16 protein-coding genes are annotated in these 18433 nt (G+C 41.0%); 5 read left to right on the forward strand and 11 right to left on the reverse strand.

What is annotated here, in order from left to right:
* Positions 1-9: 9 nt before the first annotated feature.
* Positions 10-2244 carry a hypothetical protein gene (locus tag ABF638_RS16505; protein WP_435023913.1) on the reverse strand — a complete coding sequence of 745 codons (2235 nt, stop codon included), beginning with the start codon at positions 2242-2244 and terminating at the stop codon, positions 10-12.
* 389 nt (positions 2245-2633) lie between these two features.
* Positions 2634-4709 carry a BamA/TamA family outer membrane protein gene (locus tag ABF638_RS16510; protein WP_435023914.1) on the reverse strand — a complete coding sequence of 692 codons (2076 nt, stop codon included), beginning with the start codon at positions 4707-4709 and terminating at the stop codon, positions 2634-2636.
* Between the two features lie 139 nt (positions 4710-4848).
* Here ABF638_RS16510 and ABF638_RS16515 point away from each other — a divergent pair, with 139 nt between their 5' ends.
* Positions 4849-6207, forward strand: a complete 1359-nt coding sequence (locus tag ABF638_RS16515; RefSeq protein WP_435023915.1) for a lipid-A-disaccharide synthase-related protein — start codon at positions 4849-4851, stop codon at positions 6205-6207.
* Positions 6208-6325: 118 nt separating this feature from the next.
* Here ABF638_RS16515 and ABF638_RS16520 read toward each other — a convergent pair whose 3' ends face one another.
* Positions 6326-7048, reverse strand: a complete 723-nt coding sequence (locus tag ABF638_RS16520) for a response regulator transcription factor (protein ID WP_069068737.1) — start codon at positions 7046-7048, stop codon at positions 6326-6328.
* Positions 7049-8418: 1370 nt separating this feature from the next.
* Between ABF638_RS16520 and ABF638_RS16525 the strand changes: the two genes are divergently transcribed.
* Both ABF638_RS16525 and ABF638_RS16530 read left to right on the forward strand, forming a co-directional pair.
* The gene (locus ABF638_RS16525; protein ID WP_435023916.1) at positions 8419-9753 is read left to right on the forward strand and encodes an ATP-binding response regulator; all 1335 of its coding nucleotides are present in this window, start codon (positions 8419-8421) and stop codon (positions 9751-9753) included.
* 37 nt (positions 9754-9790) lie between these two features.
* Entirely contained in the window at positions 9791-10915 is a 1125-nt protein-coding gene (locus tag ABF638_RS16530) for a hybrid sensor histidine kinase/response regulator (protein WP_435023917.1), read from the forward strand.
* 38 nt (positions 10916-10953) lie between these two features.
* Here the strand turns inward: ABF638_RS16530 and ABF638_RS16535 are convergent, their stop codons facing one another.
* Positions 10954-11409, reverse strand: coding sequence for a response regulator (locus ABF638_RS16535; RefSeq protein WP_181927481.1), 456 nt, complete (start codon positions 11407-11409; stop codon positions 10954-10956).
* Between the two features lie 682 nt (positions 11410-12091).
* Here ABF638_RS16535 and ABF638_RS16540 point away from each other — a divergent pair.
* Positions 12092-12814 (forward strand): class I SAM-dependent methyltransferase, encoded by a 723-nt coding sequence (locus ABF638_RS16540; RefSeq protein ID WP_435023919.1) that lies wholly within the window; start codon positions 12092-12094, stop codon positions 12812-12814.
* A 109-nt stretch (positions 12815-12923) separates the two neighbouring features.
* Here ABF638_RS16540 and ABF638_RS16545 read toward each other — a convergent pair whose 3' ends face one another.
* The 3 genes from ABF638_RS16545 to ABF638_RS16555 all read right to left on the reverse strand — a co-directional run bounded on the left by ABF638_RS16545 (position 12924) and on the right by ABF638_RS16555 (position 15155).
* The gene (locus tag ABF638_RS16545; protein WP_435023921.1) at positions 12924-13481 is read right to left on the reverse strand and encodes a YidH family protein; all 558 of its coding nucleotides are present in this window, start codon (positions 13479-13481) and stop codon (positions 12924-12926) included.
* Positions 13482-13708: 227 nt separating this feature from the next.
* Complete coding sequence (locus tag ABF638_RS16550; protein WP_435023923.1) at positions 13709-14365, reverse strand: hypothetical protein; 657 nt, start codon at positions 14363-14365, stop codon at positions 13709-13711.
* Positions 14366-14444: 79 nt separating this feature from the next.
* Positions 14445-15155 carry a cadmium resistance transporter gene (locus ABF638_RS16555; RefSeq protein WP_435023924.1) on the reverse strand — a complete coding sequence of 237 codons (711 nt, stop codon included), beginning with the start codon at positions 15153-15155 and terminating at the stop codon, positions 14445-14447.
* Between the two features lie 422 nt (positions 15156-15577).
* Here ABF638_RS16555 and ABF638_RS16560 point away from each other — a divergent pair, with 422 nt between their 5' ends.
* Positions 15578-16564, forward strand: coding sequence for a LysR substrate-binding domain-containing protein (locus tag ABF638_RS16560; RefSeq protein WP_435023925.1), 987 nt, complete (start codon positions 15578-15580; stop codon positions 16562-16564).
* A 94-nt stretch (positions 16565-16658) separates the two neighbouring features.
* Here ABF638_RS16560 and ABF638_RS16565 read toward each other — a convergent pair whose 3' ends face one another.
* The 4 genes from ABF638_RS16565 to ABF638_RS16580 all read right to left on the reverse strand — a co-directional run bounded on the left by ABF638_RS16565 (position 16659) and on the right by ABF638_RS16580 (position 18403).
* The gene (locus tag ABF638_RS16565; protein WP_435023944.1) at positions 16659-17027 is read right to left on the reverse strand and encodes a pentapeptide repeat-containing protein; all 369 of its coding nucleotides are present in this window, start codon (positions 17025-17027) and stop codon (positions 16659-16661) included.
* The gene (locus ABF638_RS16570; protein ID WP_435023927.1) at positions 17017-17331 is read right to left on the reverse strand and encodes a hypothetical protein; all 315 of its coding nucleotides are present in this window, start codon (positions 17329-17331) and stop codon (positions 17017-17019) included. Before ABF638_RS16570 ends, ABF638_RS16565 begins: the two co-directional genes overlap by 11 nt.
* Before the next feature lie 133 nt (positions 17332-17464).
* The gene (locus ABF638_RS16575) at positions 17465-17995 is read right to left on the reverse strand and encodes a hypothetical protein (RefSeq protein WP_435023928.1); all 531 of its coding nucleotides are present in this window, start codon (positions 17993-17995) and stop codon (positions 17465-17467) included.
* Positions 17996-18229: 234 nt separating this feature from the next.
* The gene (locus ABF638_RS16580; protein WP_435023930.1) at positions 18230-18403 is read right to left on the reverse strand and encodes a hypothetical protein; all 174 of its coding nucleotides are present in this window, start codon (positions 18401-18403) and stop codon (positions 18230-18232) included.
* Between the last annotated feature and the right edge of the window lie 30 nt (positions 18404-18433).

An 18433-nucleotide genomic window follows, 5' to 3' on the forward strand; every position in this document is an offset into this window, starting at 1 on the left:
TCAACTCCCTTATTTGATGCGGTGTAGTTTGACTTGAAAATCTTCACTTCCACTCACAATCATGGTTCCTTGATTAGTTTTCAAGTCGATACTATTGATTTTTTTAGAGCTTTGGTAAATTGTTTTACCTTCTGCTGCCTTTGTTTTGTCGAGTTTATGTTCGGGGGTTAAGTACCAAACCATGACTCGTCCATCATCGCCACCACTGACCAGCAGACTACCATCATCACTAAATGCCAGACTACGCACAGATGTTTTTGATGCTGACCAACGGTCTAGTGGTGAGCAATTGAGTTCTTTTATTTGTTCGAGTGGATTTGGATTTTTGACAGTTTGGCACTGATTTAAATTCCAAATCGTAATGAATCCCGCAGAATCGGAGGTTGCGAGGATTTTTTCTGCCGAGTTAGGAACAAAAGCCAATGCCCAAATATAGTCTTCACGTCCAACTAATGGGTCTAGTTTTTCTAGATTTTGCACTGATAAACCTGGAAATTGTTTATCAGACTGAGTTGGATTCCATTGCCATAAAATGAAACGCTTGAAGTTTCCGGCAATTACTAGAGTTTTTGCATCTGGACTGAGATTTAATGCCCGGACTTGGAAACCTGATAGTTTCAAGGTACTTTGGACATCGATAACTTGCGGTTCTGGCAGAAAATCGCTGTTAGGCGCTGGTCTTGACCACAATCTAACTTTACCACTGCCATAACCACTGAATAAGTTAAGTGAGTTTGAGGTGAAAGCTAGGTCAAAAACGCGATCGCCTTTTGCTTTAGAATCTTTAAGGTCTTGAAGTTGGCTAATCTTTGCACCTGATGGGATATCTCTGAGTTCAATTACACCATTATCTAGACCAACAGCAGCACGATCGTTTTGTAACGGCATGAAGCGTAAGACTTGTACTGCATCATCGGTAATCGCCATCAAACCCTTTGGCTGTTGTGGTTTATCACAGGCAACAGGCTGCCCAGGATATCTTACTGTATCGTCGGGGTCTAAGCTATCAGTGCCAATTCTCCAAAGTCTTAAGGTGCAATCATCTGAGCCACTGACCACAGATAAACCAATGCCACTAAAACGGACTGAGTTGACAGAACGTGTATGCATTACATTTCTTGGTTGCAATATTAATGCTAGGAGTGCGGCTAAAAGTGCGATCGCAGCCAGTTGTAGCCATAAAGGTATAATTGGCAGAGTCTCTACTTCTAATGTCTGCGTGGCGGGGTCTGTACTCCCTAAACGTTGGTCGGATAATTCCGATTTAGCCTCCAGCAACAAAGTTTTACCTATTCCTACCCAAGGACGTTTTGTTTTAACATCAAGGATAACTTTACTTGTCTCTCCTAAATGGAGATTGGCAATTTCGGGAAGTTTTTTGAAACTACATTTTCGCCAGTCTCTACCTTGAACCTGGACATTAATTTGCTGAGTTAGATTGCTAGCATTCTTAAATAGTAATTGAAAGGAAGCTGTATCAGATTTCCAGTCAGGTAACCATGCCGATTTACTAGGAATTTTGAGGTGTTTTTCTGTGGTAGTAAAGTCTATAAAACCCACAGGTAAAACTTCAATCTTACCTTCAGCATTAGTTGGATAACCATTATTGCTGACAGCCTCAATAGTAAAAGGGTAATTTTGACTGGGTGCTTGCACTACAGAAGGAGGCTGACATTGAAATGTCGCTTCTACTAAACCACCTGGATCTAAGGATAATCGGCGTTCTGCACTGCCAGCTATCCAAGATGGGTCAACACCTGTAAAACGTAGGACTACATCAGTCGGTTGTTGCCCCAAATTCCGCACTCGTATTGGTATATCTACAGAATTGCGGGGATAAACTTGGAACTCTCGCACAGGCAATTCTACACTTAAATGCGTTGGTCTGTTGTCTCGCTCAATTTTCAGACGCAGCACCAGTCTGGATTGTTGTGCTAACTGTGGTGAGAAAATATTCACCATCAGGTTGACAGTACCGACAAATCCCGGAATAGGTGTATTGAATACGAAGACTTGGAAGATGGTACTACTGCCCGGTGGCTTGGCTGCTGCTACCTCTGGTTCGAGTCGATACCAGCGATATCCTGTGTTCCGGGTTTCTCCGGCGGCGGTAATTTCTATCTGAAAATTGACAAAGCGATCGCTATCATTATTGACAGTTACCTCAAATGAGACTGGGGTATCACCTGGACGAAAGGTTAGATTCTGAGTAGAAAGGCTGGCATTAATAACACTTTTTTCCATACTATTACTTATAATATTTTTTTATATTTTGGATGATTATCACTCAATACGGTTCAGTTAAGGGTTATTGGTGTAGGTAATTGGTCTTTGAAGACGCGATAAATCGCCGTCTCTACAAGTGTTTTGATTTTATCTGAACTGTATTGGATTATCACTATGAAAAAATTAATGTCTGTCAAAACTTGACAATAGTTTTTTTCCTTTGATTATTGAAATGTATATATTATTAAATATTGTGTAATACATTTGTCAATTTATAAAAGTTATTTTTAGAAGCGATCGCTAATGAGAGATATAAGTGAAAAAGAATGTAGAGACATAGCACTGCTACATCTCTACAAGGTTTTTGGATAATGTATATTTAACTTTCCGCAACGCCTGAACTCAGATTAAAATCGCTGACCAATACCTAGATGGACTTTGCTTTCACCTTGGTCATTAATGCCATAGTCAGCCCGAATTAAGCCTAGTGGTGAATTTAATCGCACTCCAGCCCCATAACCAAAACCATAACCTTGTTTATCCCGCACACCCGCAGGATCTCCCAATACAGTATCACCAGAACCTAAGTCTGAGGCGAAGTCGGCAAATAATACGCCACCAACGATTGGTAAGACAGGGAAGCGATATTCTGCGGAGGCTAACACATAACTGCGACCACTTCCAACTTCTCCAGAATCGTAACCGCGCACTGAGTTGGAACCACCCAAGTTAAAGCTTTCGTAAGGTGGTAAATTACCAATGACAGTACCAGCTTGGACGTTCACCGCAAACACTTGTGGCTGTTGGCTGTTAAATAATTGGACTGGTAAATACTGGCTGTAATTAGCTTTGAGGCGATTTAGGGAAATATTACCTTCACCGATGGGTACAGATTGTTCTGTACTCAAACTCAGAATGGAACCTTGAGTTGGATTGAGAGGATTATTCCGTTGGTCTTTGGTGGCGGTGAAGGATACGGTAGTTAGGTCATCAACACCAGTTCCACTGGCAGAAAGGGGATTGCCTTGAGCGTCATTTGGGGTAATATTACCTTGGCGATCGCGAATACTAGTTCGGGTATAGTTTAATCCTAATGAGGTGTTCCAGTCGTCAAGTGGTCGCTGTAAGCTGATACCACCACCAATTTGACCTTCTCGCACTTTGTCGCCGTTAGCTAGGGTAATCTTGTCATCAAAGGTTTCCGAAAGTTCCTGATTCCGAAAACCATTCACAGTGTAACCTAAGCGATCGGGGTTAGTTGTCCGATAGGGACTGATAAATTTGCTATTAAACTGCAAGTCTCGGCTACTGACAGCCAGATTCACACCTAAAGTGTCATTAATTCCGCCGACATTCTGATCTTGATAGCTAATTGTGCCTACTAATCCCTGATCGGCATTGTAACTACCACCCAAGTTAACACCACGCGCCCCAGTTTCTTTGAGTTGGTAAACTAAATCAAGTTTGGTCGCATCTCCTTCTAAGGCAACATTCACGCTCTCAAATAAACCAGTACGATATAGCTGCTGGATGTCTTGTTTAACGACATTTTCTTGGAAGATTTGACCAGATTTTAACTTGAGTTGCTGTTGCAGGAAATCTGGTTTAGTACGTCCGGCGACGGGATTACCCTTGCTATCAACGGTTTTACCCTCCTCGTTGATAAAGCGAAACTTGATATCACTCACTAAGCCTTCAGCAACATTCACAGTGAGAATACCTTGGGAATTGGGTTTAATTGATAGCACCCGCGCTAAGTTATAACCATTGTCGGCGTACCACTTGTTAATTTGTGCGACTGCTTGCTGGAGTCCAGCCGGACTGATGGTGGTTCCAATCTGAGATTGCAACTGTTGTTGGGCTACTTGGTAGGTGAGGACTTTCGCACCAGATAATTGCAGCGATCGCACAATCACCGGCTGCACTTGATAAACTACATTCAATCCAGCCTGTGTGCTAAAGCTATTTACACTGACATTGCTAAATAAACCTGTATCTAAAATTGCTGTTACATCTTTTTGTAGCTGGCTTTGACTAGTTTCTCCACCAGCCTGGGTTTTAATTACTTTCCGAATAATATCTTGCAATTCTTGATTGGCTCCCACTACCTGTACTTCTGTAGCTGTGACTACTAAGTTACTTTCAGTAGTAGTGGTTTTGGGGGATGAAGGGAGAGGAGGAGATGAGGGAGAGGAGGAGATGAGGGGGAGTGTTACTGATGAATTACCCTTTTCTGCTGAGTTTAAGACTACTGCACCTGTTTTTACAGCGATGGGATTTTGGGAAAATTGTTGTGCAACTATAGTTTCTGGGGAAGCAATTGTCTCTACCCGTGCGGGAGTATCTTCAATTATTGGCACTACTAAGTTACCCGCTTTTTCAGTTGGAGTAACGGTTTTAGCAGGTGCAGCCGTTGCTTGCTGAGTCACATTGGCAGCAGCTAAAGTAGCTAAAGTAAAAATAGCAGTAGCAGAAACTCGCATAATATTTAACCTAATTAACTGGGAGTTAGTTGTAGTGAGGCTGACGAATAGGGATAATACTAACTTCCAGCTTCTTCGCCGATTTCCCTATTTATACCTCTTACCCAAACAGACAGTTAATTTTGATATTTTGTTTCTTATGAGTAATACTCGGTCATCCTTAGCTTCTAACTCTCAATCTGCAACTTCTCCTTTGCGGTTACTTGTATTAAGTAATGGTCATGGGGAAGATGTCATTGCAGTTCGGATTTTGCAAGAACTCCAACGACAACCAAACCCACCAGAGATATTTGCTTTACCTCTGGTGGGTGAAGGACGGGCTTACCAACAGTTGGATATCCCCCTCATTGGTTCAGTCCGTACTATGCCTTCTGGGGGCTTTATTTATATGGATGGACGCCAATTAGCGCGGGATGTACGCGGTGGTTTATTGCAACTTACCCTCAGCCAGATTAAAGCTGTGCGCCGTTGGGTGAGTTCTCAAAAAAAATTAGGCAATAAAAGGGCGATTTTAGCAGTGGGAGATATTCTCCCCCTGTTGTTTGCAACTTTCAGTGGTGCTAATTATGCTTTTGTGGGTACGGCGAAATCTGAATATCACGTGCGCGATGAAGCTGGATTATTACCACAGAAATCCAAGCAGGGGCGTTGGGAAAACTTTTCTGGTTCAATTTACCATCCTTGGGAACGTTGGTTAATGAGTCGTCGCCGTTGTAAGGCGGTGTTCCCCAGAGATGCGCTGACGACGGAAACATTAAAACAATGGCCAATTCCAGCTTTTAATTTGGGCAATCCGATGATGGATAGTCTGGAACCGACGTTTTCACGCCAACAATTTTATAGTCAGGATAGCCAACAGCGAGAGACTATTCGACCTTTAATGGTAACTCTGCTTCCTGGTTCCCGTCCGCCAGAGGCATACAACAACTGGGAAGTAATTATGATTGCCGTATCTGCGTTGATGGCAAGTTTCCAGGAGCGAGATTCAGTATTTTACACTTCTGGCACAGTGGTGTTTTTAGGTGCGATCGCTCCGGGCTTAGACTCTAATATTTTATCCCAAAGTGTCCAATCCCAAGGCTGGCGACCTGAATCAGCATCTCCTATCCAAATTGCTGATCCAAATATCTTGACATTTAAACAAAGAAATGCATATCTACTTCTGACCCAACAAGCCTATAATGATTGCTTGCATTTGGGAGATATAGCGATCGCAATGGCAGGTACAGCTACAGAACAGTTTATCGGTTTAGGCAAACCTGCGATCGCGATTCCCGGTAATGGGCCTCAATATAACCCTGCTTTTGCTGAATCTCAAAGTCGTCTTTTAGGCTCATCTTTGATTTTAGTGGAGCAGCCAGCAGAAGTTGCCCAAATCGTACAGTCTCTCTTCAAAAATCCTGATATTTTGCAAATTATTGCCGAAAATGGTTTGCGGCGCATGGGTAAACCGGGAGCCGCACTACGTATTGCAGAATGTTTACAGGAACGATTTTGAATGGGAATTGGGAATTGGGAATTGGGCATTGGGAATTGGGCATGGGAGGCAGAGTGGAAATAAAATTCCTAACTCCTAACTCTTAACTCCTAACTCTTAACTCTTAACTCAGCACTCCTCAGGCCACCAAACCAGAGCGTAAGGCCCTCACAGCTGCTTGGGTACGGTCATCAGCACACAGTTTATTTAGAATATTGCGAACATGGGTCTTCACAGTACCAACTGTAATGTAGAGTTTCTCGGCAATTTGTCCATTGCTACACCCAGCTACAATCAACTCTAAGATTTCCAGTTCCCGTTGAGTCAGGGGGTATGTTTCTAAAACTTGCTCATATTCTGACGCCAGCGCCTCAATTTTTACAGTCTTTGGCTTATCAGAGCTTTGGCTTTCTCCAGGAATACCTTGGCGCATCTTCCGCAATACCACATTGGCTATTGCCGGATCAATCCAAGAGTTTCCAGCGTAAGTTGCTTGGATCGCCTCCGTTAATTTACTGATGCTTGTTTCTTTCATGTAATAAGAATCAGCACCCGCCGCAAAAGCTGCAAGTACAGCATCTTCTGTATGATCCATTGTCAGGATCAGAATCTTCGTTGTTGTTTGCCCAGTTTCAGCCTGGTGACGTTTGAATTTTCGGGTGAGTTCAATGCCATCCATATCAGGCAAGCCGATATCTACCACAGCTACATCTGGCTTTGCCGTTTCTAAAAGTTTTAATCCTTGGGTAGCATTTGCTGCTTCGCCAATTACTTTCAATGCACTGTGAGACTGTAATGCCGCTCGTAGCCCCATTCGCGTTAAGTCATGATCTTCAATTAAAATAATACTAATTTCATTCATCGCTACATTCACTCTTACGCTGTTTGCATCTTTCAAAGTATTACCTTTTGTGAGCACTATCTCTTAATTTTCCCAAACTAAAGATAGATGATATTTCAACCAGTCTGCATCCACCGATAGAAATAATAAATACCCGATTTTTTTATATTTCGATAGAGGACAAATCTAGCTGGAGATATATGGATAGTTGCACAAAAAGTATGAAATATTGAGACGAATGCCAAATTGCTCTCTCTTGCTTACAATTCAGCTTTGAGTTGCCATGTTCCATTCGTTAATTACTATTATTTTGTATGAAGCTTTGAAAAAAGCTTACGAAAATGGACAAATTACAAAGGTCGAAGTTGCTTTACGAGAAAGTGAAGGATGGTTTAGAGCTATTTTTAATCAAAAGAGGCAGAGGGCAGGAGGCAGAAGCCAGGAGGAAATACTGACTCAAGCGCTGAAGCCCTTGATCGTAAAGAACTTGGGTCTAAAAACCCGCCGTCTACACGGCGCTTACAATTGGGTGGGGTTCTCGCCCAATTTTTGTAGGGAAGCTTGCTCAGGGATTAGGTCTTTTGTTGATTTTTCCACATAACTTAAAAAGTCAGGCTCGATGGTGGACAATCCCAAAAGGAATTCAAGCACAACTAGGAAGAGTAATCAGGCGTGCGTCAACCTCGTAGAGGTTTGGACGCAGGTGGTATTTTTACTAGAATTCACAGTAAGTCTTAGTATTTTTCCAAACACTGAAAGTTTGCGATCGCTAAAAAAATACTGGCACATATCTGGCGATGTTAAGAAAATTGTCAAAGTTCTTAGGAGGTAGGATTACTTAAGATTCACAAATAGATATAGGTAGTACTTTCTTATTTACCTAATCTAATCAATCTAATGGGTAAAACTGTTCAAGCTTATGGTACACGATAATTGTATGCAACTCTCACCAATGGCTGACGACGGTCGCTTGTTCACTCATTTACAATTGTTTTAAGCTTAGTAAAGTATTTTATTTTACTTTATATCAGCTCTGTCTGCTGTTTTCAGATCAATCGTTTTCAGTTTGTTAATTGCTAATTTTTTGAGAACCATTGGTCATTTGCTAGGAGTTTAATTCCCAGACTCTGGTAAATTAATCAGATTGAGGATACAACAGACTGAATTTGACCCAAGTAAATGCCCAAAGTGCATCTATCTGAAGCCTTTTACCTTTCAATACCTTTGTTGAGATAATGGCAAGGCTTAACAGATACTGGATATTATGCAAAATGTCTTAGTCAATTAAGTTACAGATTTTAGATGTCCGAAATCTTATATTCTTTAGTTGGATAATCTGAAAAGAGAAATGTTATACATCAACCTATGTTTGGCGGCAAAAATAAAAACCGATGGAAGAGACGCTGAAAATTTTGGTTGTAGACGATGACGAAGTAGACCGGATGACAGTTCGTTGTGCCCTGACTAAAGCAGGTGTTCAGATGGAACTGTCTGAAGTAGGCGATGGTAATGATGCGTTCTCCGCTTTAAGCACTACTGCCTATGATTGTGTTTTTCTCGACTATCGCTTACCAGACCAGGATGGACTAACCTTGATCCAACAGCTACGGTCTTCGGAAATTCAAGTTCCTTTAGTAGTCTTAACTGGTCAAGGAGATGAACAAATTGCTGTTCAATTAATCGAAGCTGGTGCTACAGACTATCTCTCTAAGTCTAGGATATCTCCAGAAGCCTTGGCACAGGTTTTGCGGAGTGCGATTCGGATTTATCGGGCTGAAATGCAGGCAGCTTTAGCAAACCAGCAACTCAGAGAAAGTCATGAACAACTCACTCGTAAGAATCAAGAGTTGGAGAGACAAAAGCAACAGATTCAAATGCAAAACTTCAAGCTATCGGAGGCATCACTGCTAAAATCACATTTTTTGGCAACTATGTCCCACGAACTCAGAACGCCAATGAATGCGATTATTGGTTTTTCGCAAATACTATTGCGTCCTAAGTTTGGTCAACTAACGCACCAGCAAGCAGATATGGTTGAGCGCATTTTGAATAATGGCAAGAATTTGCTGATGTTACTCAATGAAGTTCTCGACTTTTCTAAGCTGGAGGTAGGACGATTAGATTTAAAGGCGGAAATATTTGACATATCAAAGGTAATAAATCTCGCTGTCAGTGAAATGCGCTCTCTATCTGATGCCAAAAATATATCATTGTTAGTTCAAATAGATTCGCAAAATCCTTTAGTATTTAATGATCCAGTTCGTGTCAAACAGATTTTAATTAACCTGCTCTCCAACGCCATTAAATTCACAGATTCTGGTGAGATTTGGGTTGAGGTTAAAGAACTGCCTGCAAATCGAGTATCAATTATTGTTCGAGATACAGGTATTGGCATAGCACCCAGGGATTTTAAACGTATTTTTGAAGCATTTCGGCAAGTCGATCAAACTATCACTCGCAAATATCCAGGCACAGGTCTGGGTTTAGCAATTGTAGATTCGCTGGTGCGAATGATGGGTGGGAAAATATTTCTTGAGAGCAAGTTGGGGATCGGCTCAACGTTTAAAATTGAATTGCCGCGTCAAATCACATTACCGACTGTAGGAGCCGATACTCCAACTTCACAATTAGATGGCGATGGGGTTTTTTGCTCTGCTAACAATCCGCATCAATCATCTTCTCAAACCAGGAAAGCACCAATAGGATATCCTAAATTTAAACTATAAATTACTTACCAAAAAAACTGATAAAAGTTGATAAATCATGTCTGTAGTTGAAAATAATAAAATTTATCGTATCCTCGCAGTTGACGACACTCGAGATAATCTTATTTTAGTTCAAACAATTTTAGAAAGTGAGGGATATGAAATTGATTTGGCTTCAGATGGAATAAAGGCTTTGCGGCAAATTGACCAATCTCCACCCGATCTGATTCTGTTAGATGTGATGATGCCGGGAATGGATGGTTATGAAGTCACCCGTAGAATTCGGAAGAACCCTGCAATCTCTTATATTCCAATTCTGTTAATTACTGCTTTTCACGAATCCAGCGTTGTCGAAGGTTTGGATGCTGGTGCTGACGATTTTATTCGGAAACCATTTGATACTGATGAACTACTGGCACGGGTGCGATCGCTATTGCGTCTCAAGCAAAGTCTAGACGAACAACAAAAAATGGCCCGCCAACGGGAAGACTTTGTTTCCCGTCTGACTCATGATTTGCGAACTCCTTTAGTAGCCGCCGATCGGATGTTGAGTTTGTTTGAAATGGAAACATTCTGCAAAATTTCGCCAGAAATGAAACAGGCGATCGCAGTTATGATTCGCAGCAACCAAAATTTAATGGAAATGGTGAACACCCTGTTAGAAGTCTATCGCTTTGAGGCAGGTAAAAAAACGTTGAATTGGGAGGTCTGCGATTTACGTGAGATATCTCAAGAAGTAGTGAGCGAACTAATTCCTTTAACTAGTGAAAAAGGTTTGACTCTGAAAATAGATACCAGTAAATTAGATCCACAGAGTAAAAACGCTGGTCTTATTATGGGCGATCGCTTGGAACTACGGCGAGTGCTAAACAACTTGATCGCAAATGCTATCAAATTTACAGATACAGGAGGCATAACAATCCGCATTTTTGAAAAATTACCTCATCCAGGAAATCCAGATTCAGTGACAATTGAGATACAAGATACAGGATATGGGATTGCGCCTGAAGATCAGGCAACAATTTTCGAGCGATTTCGCCAAGGCAGAAATAAACGCTCAGGTAGTGGCTTAGGACTACATCTATCTCACCGAATTGTAGAAGGGCACGCAGGAACTATCCAGGTTACCTCTGAATTAGGTAAAGGTAGTTTATTTACTGTACAACTACCTAAGAACACTTAAGTTCTTGTCCTTGACCTTTATATTTCTTTGCTGGACTGTTAATCCTGACAAAGCTCAAAAGCAGAGTGAATACCCAATCTTTTCCCCAGCCCGCGGCTAATTATAGCCTCCAAATCCTCGATCATATAGGGTTTGCTGATGTAATCATTAAACCCCGCTTTCAGGATACGTTCTTGATCCTCCCTGCTAGCTAAAGCTGTGACTGCTACAACTGGAATTGTGCAAGTTAGGGGTTCTTGCTTCAAATGACGTACAACATCGATACCGCTAAGTCCTGGTAACAAAATATCCAATAAAATTAAGTCTGGTTGATACTCTTTAGCTACCAGAACTGTTGCAGAACAATCTGTTTGACAAATAAATCTACAACCCATTGACTCAAGGGCATAACTAATTAGGAGGAGACTATCATCATGGTCTTCCACTGCCAAAATCAAAGGCTGGTGAGAGTTTTGCTTCTTTTCATCACTCATGAATGAATTTGCCAAATACATCTCTTCTCCAGAAGATTTTATTAGGATTCATCGTCATTATTGGGAGATAAAGACGATACTTCCTGCGAACAAAAGAATAGTGTTCAGTCGGGATTGGTGTGTGTTTTGCTTTTGTCTAGTTAATAATTCTTACCCACACAAAGGTTGCTGAGGTAAGAAAACCTCAAGCTGAGAGGTTTAGCAGGTACTTTTCGATTATACGCAAAATTACAGAATATTTTCTTAATTAGTTCATCATAAGTTTATATAGAAATATCAGAAAATTATTTATAACAGTATCGCTTGACTTATGTATACTTTTAGATTTGAAATATACTGAAGAAATAAGTAATCTCAGTTATTAACTGTTAAATTCCCTACTGTAATTTGCGTACTGGATAGAATTTCAACATAATCTTGATTGGTTATACAGAAGTAATTGCAATTGCTTGCATTGGTTTTTACAAGTAAGCAAATTAACAGATTAATTTTGATAGGTTCCTGAAAGGAATTGGCTAATTATTAGATACTGCTTTCTTGTTGACAATCATTATTTATCCAATACTGACTACTACTTTATCATAATGCGATGTCTACGATGGGCTATGCCTATGGACAAATTTATTGCTAGATTATTGATATTTATTTAGCGATCGCAAAGCGAATTTGACTACAATCCTTAGAAAGAGTAGCAAAAACCTAAATGTCTAAAAAGTCCGATTCTCAGTTCCAAAATCTCTTTAGTTCACCCAAATCAACTCAATGGGACGAAAGATTAGCCCAAATAGCCTATCGCTTTAACCGAGAGTATCAAGGTGAAACATTTGAACTCCCAACAGAAGTCCAGGCGATGCCGATATTCCGTGAGTGGATTGCTGGGAGTTTCTCAGGGAGAATTGCTTCCCCTTTTTGGGAAATTGCTAAACCTCAAAAAAACCAGCACTGTATAGATATTGGCTGTGGTATGAGCTTCTTAATTTATCCTTGGCGGGATTGGCAAGCATTTTTTCATGGGCAAGAAATCAGTAATATGGCACGCGATACCCTTAATTCCCGTGGGCCGCAGTTGAATTCTAAGCTGTTCAAAGGTGTTGAGTTGGGGGCAGCCCATCAGCTAAACTATCCATCAGAGCAATTTGACTTAGCGATCGCCACCGGATTCAGCTGCTATTTTCCCCTCGAATACTGGAATGCTGTATTGGCAGAAGTCAAGCGGGTGTTAAAACCAGGTGGACATTTTGTGTTCGACATCCTCAATCCAGAACAGCCTTTAGCAGAAGATTGGGCAGTTCTGGAAACCTATTTAGGGGCCGAGGTGTTTTTAGAGCCTTTGGCTAAGTGGGAAAAAACAATGAAAGCTTCTGGTACTAAAGTAGTAGCGCAAAAATCAGGGGAATTATTCGAGTTGTATAAAATACGATTCTGAACTACCTACTGTGTAAGCGAAGCGTCACTGTAGGCTTCTTGTCTAACAGAAAGCGTAATAGGCGTAGCCCATTCTGAGTTCTGAATTCTGAATTCTGAATTCTGCTGTATTACTCAGGAATAAGTGGACTCATTGGATCTAAAGAAGTTGTAAAAACAAAATAGATTACCCCAGCGCCGAGAATCATCACAGCCAAACTGAACAACAACACCCAGCGGTCTGTTGGTTCATAAGTATCTTCTTCGATATCACGACGGACTGCAAAATAGTGTGACGTTGAGAGCCACACTGTGATTAAACCCACCAGCGAGAAGACTAAACCTAATTTCCAGCCGTTGCCAGGACGGGGTATCAAAGGTACTTGGAAAGCACGCAAACGCACGATAACGACACCAAAACCTAAAAGAGCGATCCCTGTCCGCATCCAAGCGAGGTAGGTACGCTCATTTGCCAAGTGATCTCGGATTCGGGACGGATTCAGTCGTCCTGCCTTTTTTTTCTCTTTATCTTCTTCTGTAGGTTTCAATTTTAACTGCATCAATAACACCCTTATCCCCAAAGCGGCTCTGATCAAAAAAATGCGAAAGTGGTAGGAAATCTCTTTCCAGATGACTTGCACCCAGCCCAATAATTGCCCTACTGAAATATATCTATTGTGATTGTACATTTTTTCAGAATTTATTTTAATGCAGATATCTAAATAAAACAAGTCTGATCGAATAATTCGTAATTCGTAATTGATGGTATAGAGTAACTGCAAGTAATAAAAAAACAGCCGAGATCAGAGAGATTTTTCACCAGTACTTTTCCTGTTTTTGTCTCTGATTTTGGCTGTTACCCTATTTAAATTTAGAACAATCATTCAAAAAAAGAATATGCAGTTCTAGTTCAAGACTAATTGCTAGGCGCATTAGGAACTCGTGTATTTATGATATCCTGCGATATATCTGGGATAAACCAGTTAGCTTCTTTGCTGTTCAGAACTTTCACAGTCGGAACATTCAATTCAATCGCAGCAGTATCTGGATTCGTCTTAATAACTAACTGAGTTCCATCAAGTATCTTGAGAGCAGCCGCTCCTGTCAATTCTTGACCTTGCCCATTAGGACTAGAAGTAAAATTTGCTACTTTGACATCATTTGGTAGATAAATTCCATCACAATCCCAGTTATTCTTGGTGGACTGACCATCAGCTAGAAAATACAGACCATTGTCGTATACGGCATCTTCATCGTCTTCATCATTTGGTCTTTTGCCGTATATGGCTATGGTATTACCTGTTTGGTTGTTGCATTGACCCCAGTTGATTCCCGTCTCTAAAGCATACTTTTGTAGGGTTAATTCTTCGGTTCTCTTTTGAATTTCTTCTGGTGTCAGACCTTCAACTTGAGTTTGGGCATCTTTTGTCTGAGTCAGTTCGTTAAGGGCTTTAGTAACTTCGATGTAATCAGGGTTTTTGCTAAATTTTGGTCTATCAGCAAAAGAAGGTTGAGCAAAGGCGAAATTGGCGACAATCATTAAGACAATGAGTAGAGATTTCCAGATTTTCATGTTTTGATTCCTGTTGATAGATAAGATATTTTGCAGTTGGAAATTCATTTTTGTGAGTAAGTTCATGATGTACCTCTTTTTAGACAGTTAATTTTTCTTGTTCTTCACTCGACGGCTGAGTATTGGAACCTAAAATCAATGAGAATATATAACTAGAAACTACAGATAAAAGAGTCCAATTAACATTTTCTGTGACAATAAACACGCCCAAACCAATCAAGATACAAGGCACAAAAGTATTGCCGTTTTCAGTTAAAAAGTTTGCGATCGCAGGCAAGTAGGTTAACTTGTAAGCGGTATAACACCATACACCAACTAGCGTAAAAAATACACTTAGTATCACGAGCAGACTATCTAATTCCGAGTTGGCAAACAGAGGCACGTAGATGCTGATGTTGTCACTACCATTGGCAAAGGCGATCGCAGCGACATTGCAAGTTTGTGGAGAGATAAAACTGGCAAGTACAGAGGGACAAGATGGCTCAGTTTCTGCTTCGGCTTCCTCTAGTGAATCCTCTTCGCGTTTTAGTAAACTACTGACACCAATGATTATTGGCATTAAACCAAGTAGTCTAATCCAGTCCTGGGGTATGATGAGTCCACCGAAAAAACCGGGAAGGCTAGCAATGATCAATGCAGCAAAACCGAGATACTGACCAGCAAGGATGTGACGACTGCGAAACGTTTTACTTATTTGTGAAAAAAGCAACGTCAAAATGACAATATCATCGATGTTGGTGGCAGTGAACGCCGTGATCCCTGTGGTAATTGCAGTTACTAAACCACTCATTTGTGGAAATCCTTATTTTGATGCTTGGTAATTGAGCGTGGGGCATTGGTCACTACAAAGGACAAATGACCAATGACCAGTTTTAATTAAAAATTAAAAATTAAAGATTAAAAATTGAAAGAAATAATAATTTTTAATTAATTAATTCTGGGTACAAGCCCCCACTAAATCAAAGATTTTAGTGTTCTACAATCAGTAGCGGGTTCAAACTCCTACTGATAGCGCAGCGTTAGCGAGTCCGCGAGCGTCTTGCAATTTTTAATTTTACATTTTTAATTTTTAATTGGTTTGACCAATGACTAAGTAGAAAGCCTTGATTTATACTTTAGTCAAACTAACTGATAGAATCAAATGCTTTTATTTGTCAAAATGATAAATGAAAGTGATTAAAATTTTGACACCAAGTTTTAGGGATACGATAAATGGCAGGAATGACGCTTGAGCAGCTAAAAATCTTTCTAGCTGTGGCGCACAACTTACACTTTACTCGCGCAGCAGAGGAGCTTTATATTACACAACCTGCCGTCAGTGCAGCGATCCACAACTTAGAGCAAGAATACGGAGTGAAACTGTTTCATCGGATTGGTCGCCATATCGAGATTGCTGAAGCGGGTAAATTACTGCAAGTGGAAGCGCAGAAAATTCTTGATCAAGTTTCCTTAACTGAAAGGGGATTGCGAGAATTGAACAATCTACAACGGGGTGAATTGAAATTAGGATCAAGCCTGACAATTGGTAACTACTGGCTACCAAGTAAGATTAGTGAGTTTAAGAACCAATATCCTGGTATCCAGATTGACTGTACCCTTGCCAATGCAGAAACGATTTGTGTCGGTACAGCGATGGGACAGTTTGATTTAGGTTTGGTGGAGGGAGATGTAAAGCCAGCGCTTCAGAATACTTTAGAGTACGAAATAGTGGGGAGCGATCGCTTGCAAATTGTGGTCGGTCAAAACCACCCTTGGTTTGAGTGGGGAGAAGTTGATTTAAGCCAACTAACTCAAACACCTTGGGTAATGCGGGTGCGGGAATCTGGAACCCAGCAAAGGTTTGAGGAAGCGTTGCAAAATTGGGGAATCAATCTCAGTGAACTGAATGTAATTTTAGTGTTTACCAGTGGTGAAATGGCAAAAGCAGCCATTGAAAATGGCGTAGGTGCAACTGGAATTTCTGAGTTGATGGTAAAAAAAGAAATCCAGTTGGGGACTCTGCGGGCAATTCGAGTTATTGATAATAGAGAAAGCAACAGTGCGATGCCTAGGTTGGGCTACACCTACGCAGAAATAGTTCGACCTTTTTTCAAACTCAAGCATCGTCAGCGTTTTCAAACTGCTCTTTCCAAAGTCTTTGAACAAATGTTGGTATCGTCTATGTTAGATGGCTCAGATAAACATATATCAGTTATTTAAAGGTTACTGGGGACTGGGGATTAGGGACTAGGGATTGGGTATTGAGAAAACTTTTCCCCATTCCCCATTCCCCATTCCCCATTCCCCATTCCCTTCACACCTTCCGCATATTTCTACTGATGGGGTCAAAACCTCTAGAAAACCGCGTACTTTCATCGTAGTAAGCGCCAGTTAGATTCGCTCCATACAACTTAGCATAGTTGAGTTTAGCTCCCCGGAGATTTGCTTCAGTCAGTTTGACACCGCTCAAATTAGCTCTGGTCAAGTTTGCTTTGGCTAAATTAGTTCCACTCAAATCTGCTCCCCAGAGTTTAGCTTTTGCTAGGTTAGCTCCACTCAAATCTGCTCCCCATAAATTAATTCCAGGCAAATAGGCTCCAATCAGCTTGTTACTACTCAAGTTGACAGCTGGAAAATATCTTTCCCCTGCGGCAAAACGCCTTTTTAATTCTTCAGCATTCATGCGTCGCATTCACCTTCTTTAGCAATACAGAAGTTATTTGTTCCCATTCTTGGCTTAGTTCTCCTGGAAATTCTGGCTGACCACTGCGTAGATACCAGAAATGGGCATTGTTTAAATCGCCTTCTTTGCGGTGCAGGTAAGCATGAACCCAGGCACTATCGGCATCGCTGGCACTTGCAACTATTTCATGAGCTTTACTCCAATCACCTTTCTTGTCATACCACATTGCTTGCAGCCCTTTTGGCAATGTCTGAGGACATAGGCGCTGCTTTTCGATCAATCGCAGGAATTCCTCTGTATTCACGATCGCCACCCAACAAGAATCAAACTTCTATCTCTAAGATACTCCTCAGTTTTAGGGGAATGGGAAATGGGGAATGGGGAAAAGTTTTCTTAATACCCAATACCCAATACCCAATTCTCAATACCTTTCACATCTACTTAACTGGGATCATTTCAAACTCGAAAGTGCTGATCAAACGGTCATCAATATAGACTTCTATTCTATGCTTACCAACTGGATCGCCAGGAGTAATCGTCCAAAAATTCTCAATCACACCCTCTGGAGCCGACTGTGTGCGTCGCGTCACAGATGTCTTTCCGTCTACTGACATTGAGAAATCTTCACCACTATCTGTACCCCAAGTTTCTGGAGGTTTTGGTAAACGCAAGACTTCGCGCCATTTCACTTCACCTTGGTAGTCTTTGAGTTTAATCCGCCATCCATAGGCATTTCCTTCTTGAAGTGGCACTCTTTTTGTCTGGAAAATGGTAACGTTTCCTTTAGAGTCAACTCTCTTCAGCCCAAACTCGATGTTACTGACAGTAATCTGTTTAGCATTCGTTGGTGTCGGAGACGATATAGCATTTTGTACCAAAACAGCAGTAGCGTTGATTGGCTCAGAACTTATGACTCCAGATATTAGCCAAAAAGAAGCTAGCACAGCAGTAGTAGTCCAAATTCTCATTAGTATGGTTTTCCTGTCAGACTTTTGGTACTTATTCAAGGAATCTGCCATGTTTTCCGGGTCAAGGTTAGCTATGGTTAGACAAAGACAAAATTGCTTTTAGGGAGGATTTAACCAACTCACTGACTTTGGGCAACATCCAATCTAAAATCAGTAAATCATAGTCTTTAGCAAAGGCAAGTCATTGCGCCGTCGTTTCTCTATCTGCGTAGGCGTAGCCCCAATACCCTTCAGTTAAGGTTTTTTAATGAAAATTCTAGATCCAAAGACGCGATAAATCGCCGTCTCTACAAGGATTAATCTTTCATCTTCATGGCGATTTATCGCGTCTCTTGCCTTAACCGAACCGTATTGGGCATAGCCCAACCTAGGCATCGCATCACCATATATATACCCATTAGTCTCCATTTTTCTCTACAAGACCCTTTGCGAAGGAGA

It is taken from the genome of Nostoc sp. CALU 1950 (assembly GCF_051172895.1).
GTDB lineage: Bacteria > Cyanobacteriota > Cyanobacteriia > Cyanobacteriales > Nostocaceae > Nostoc > Nostoc edaphicum_A.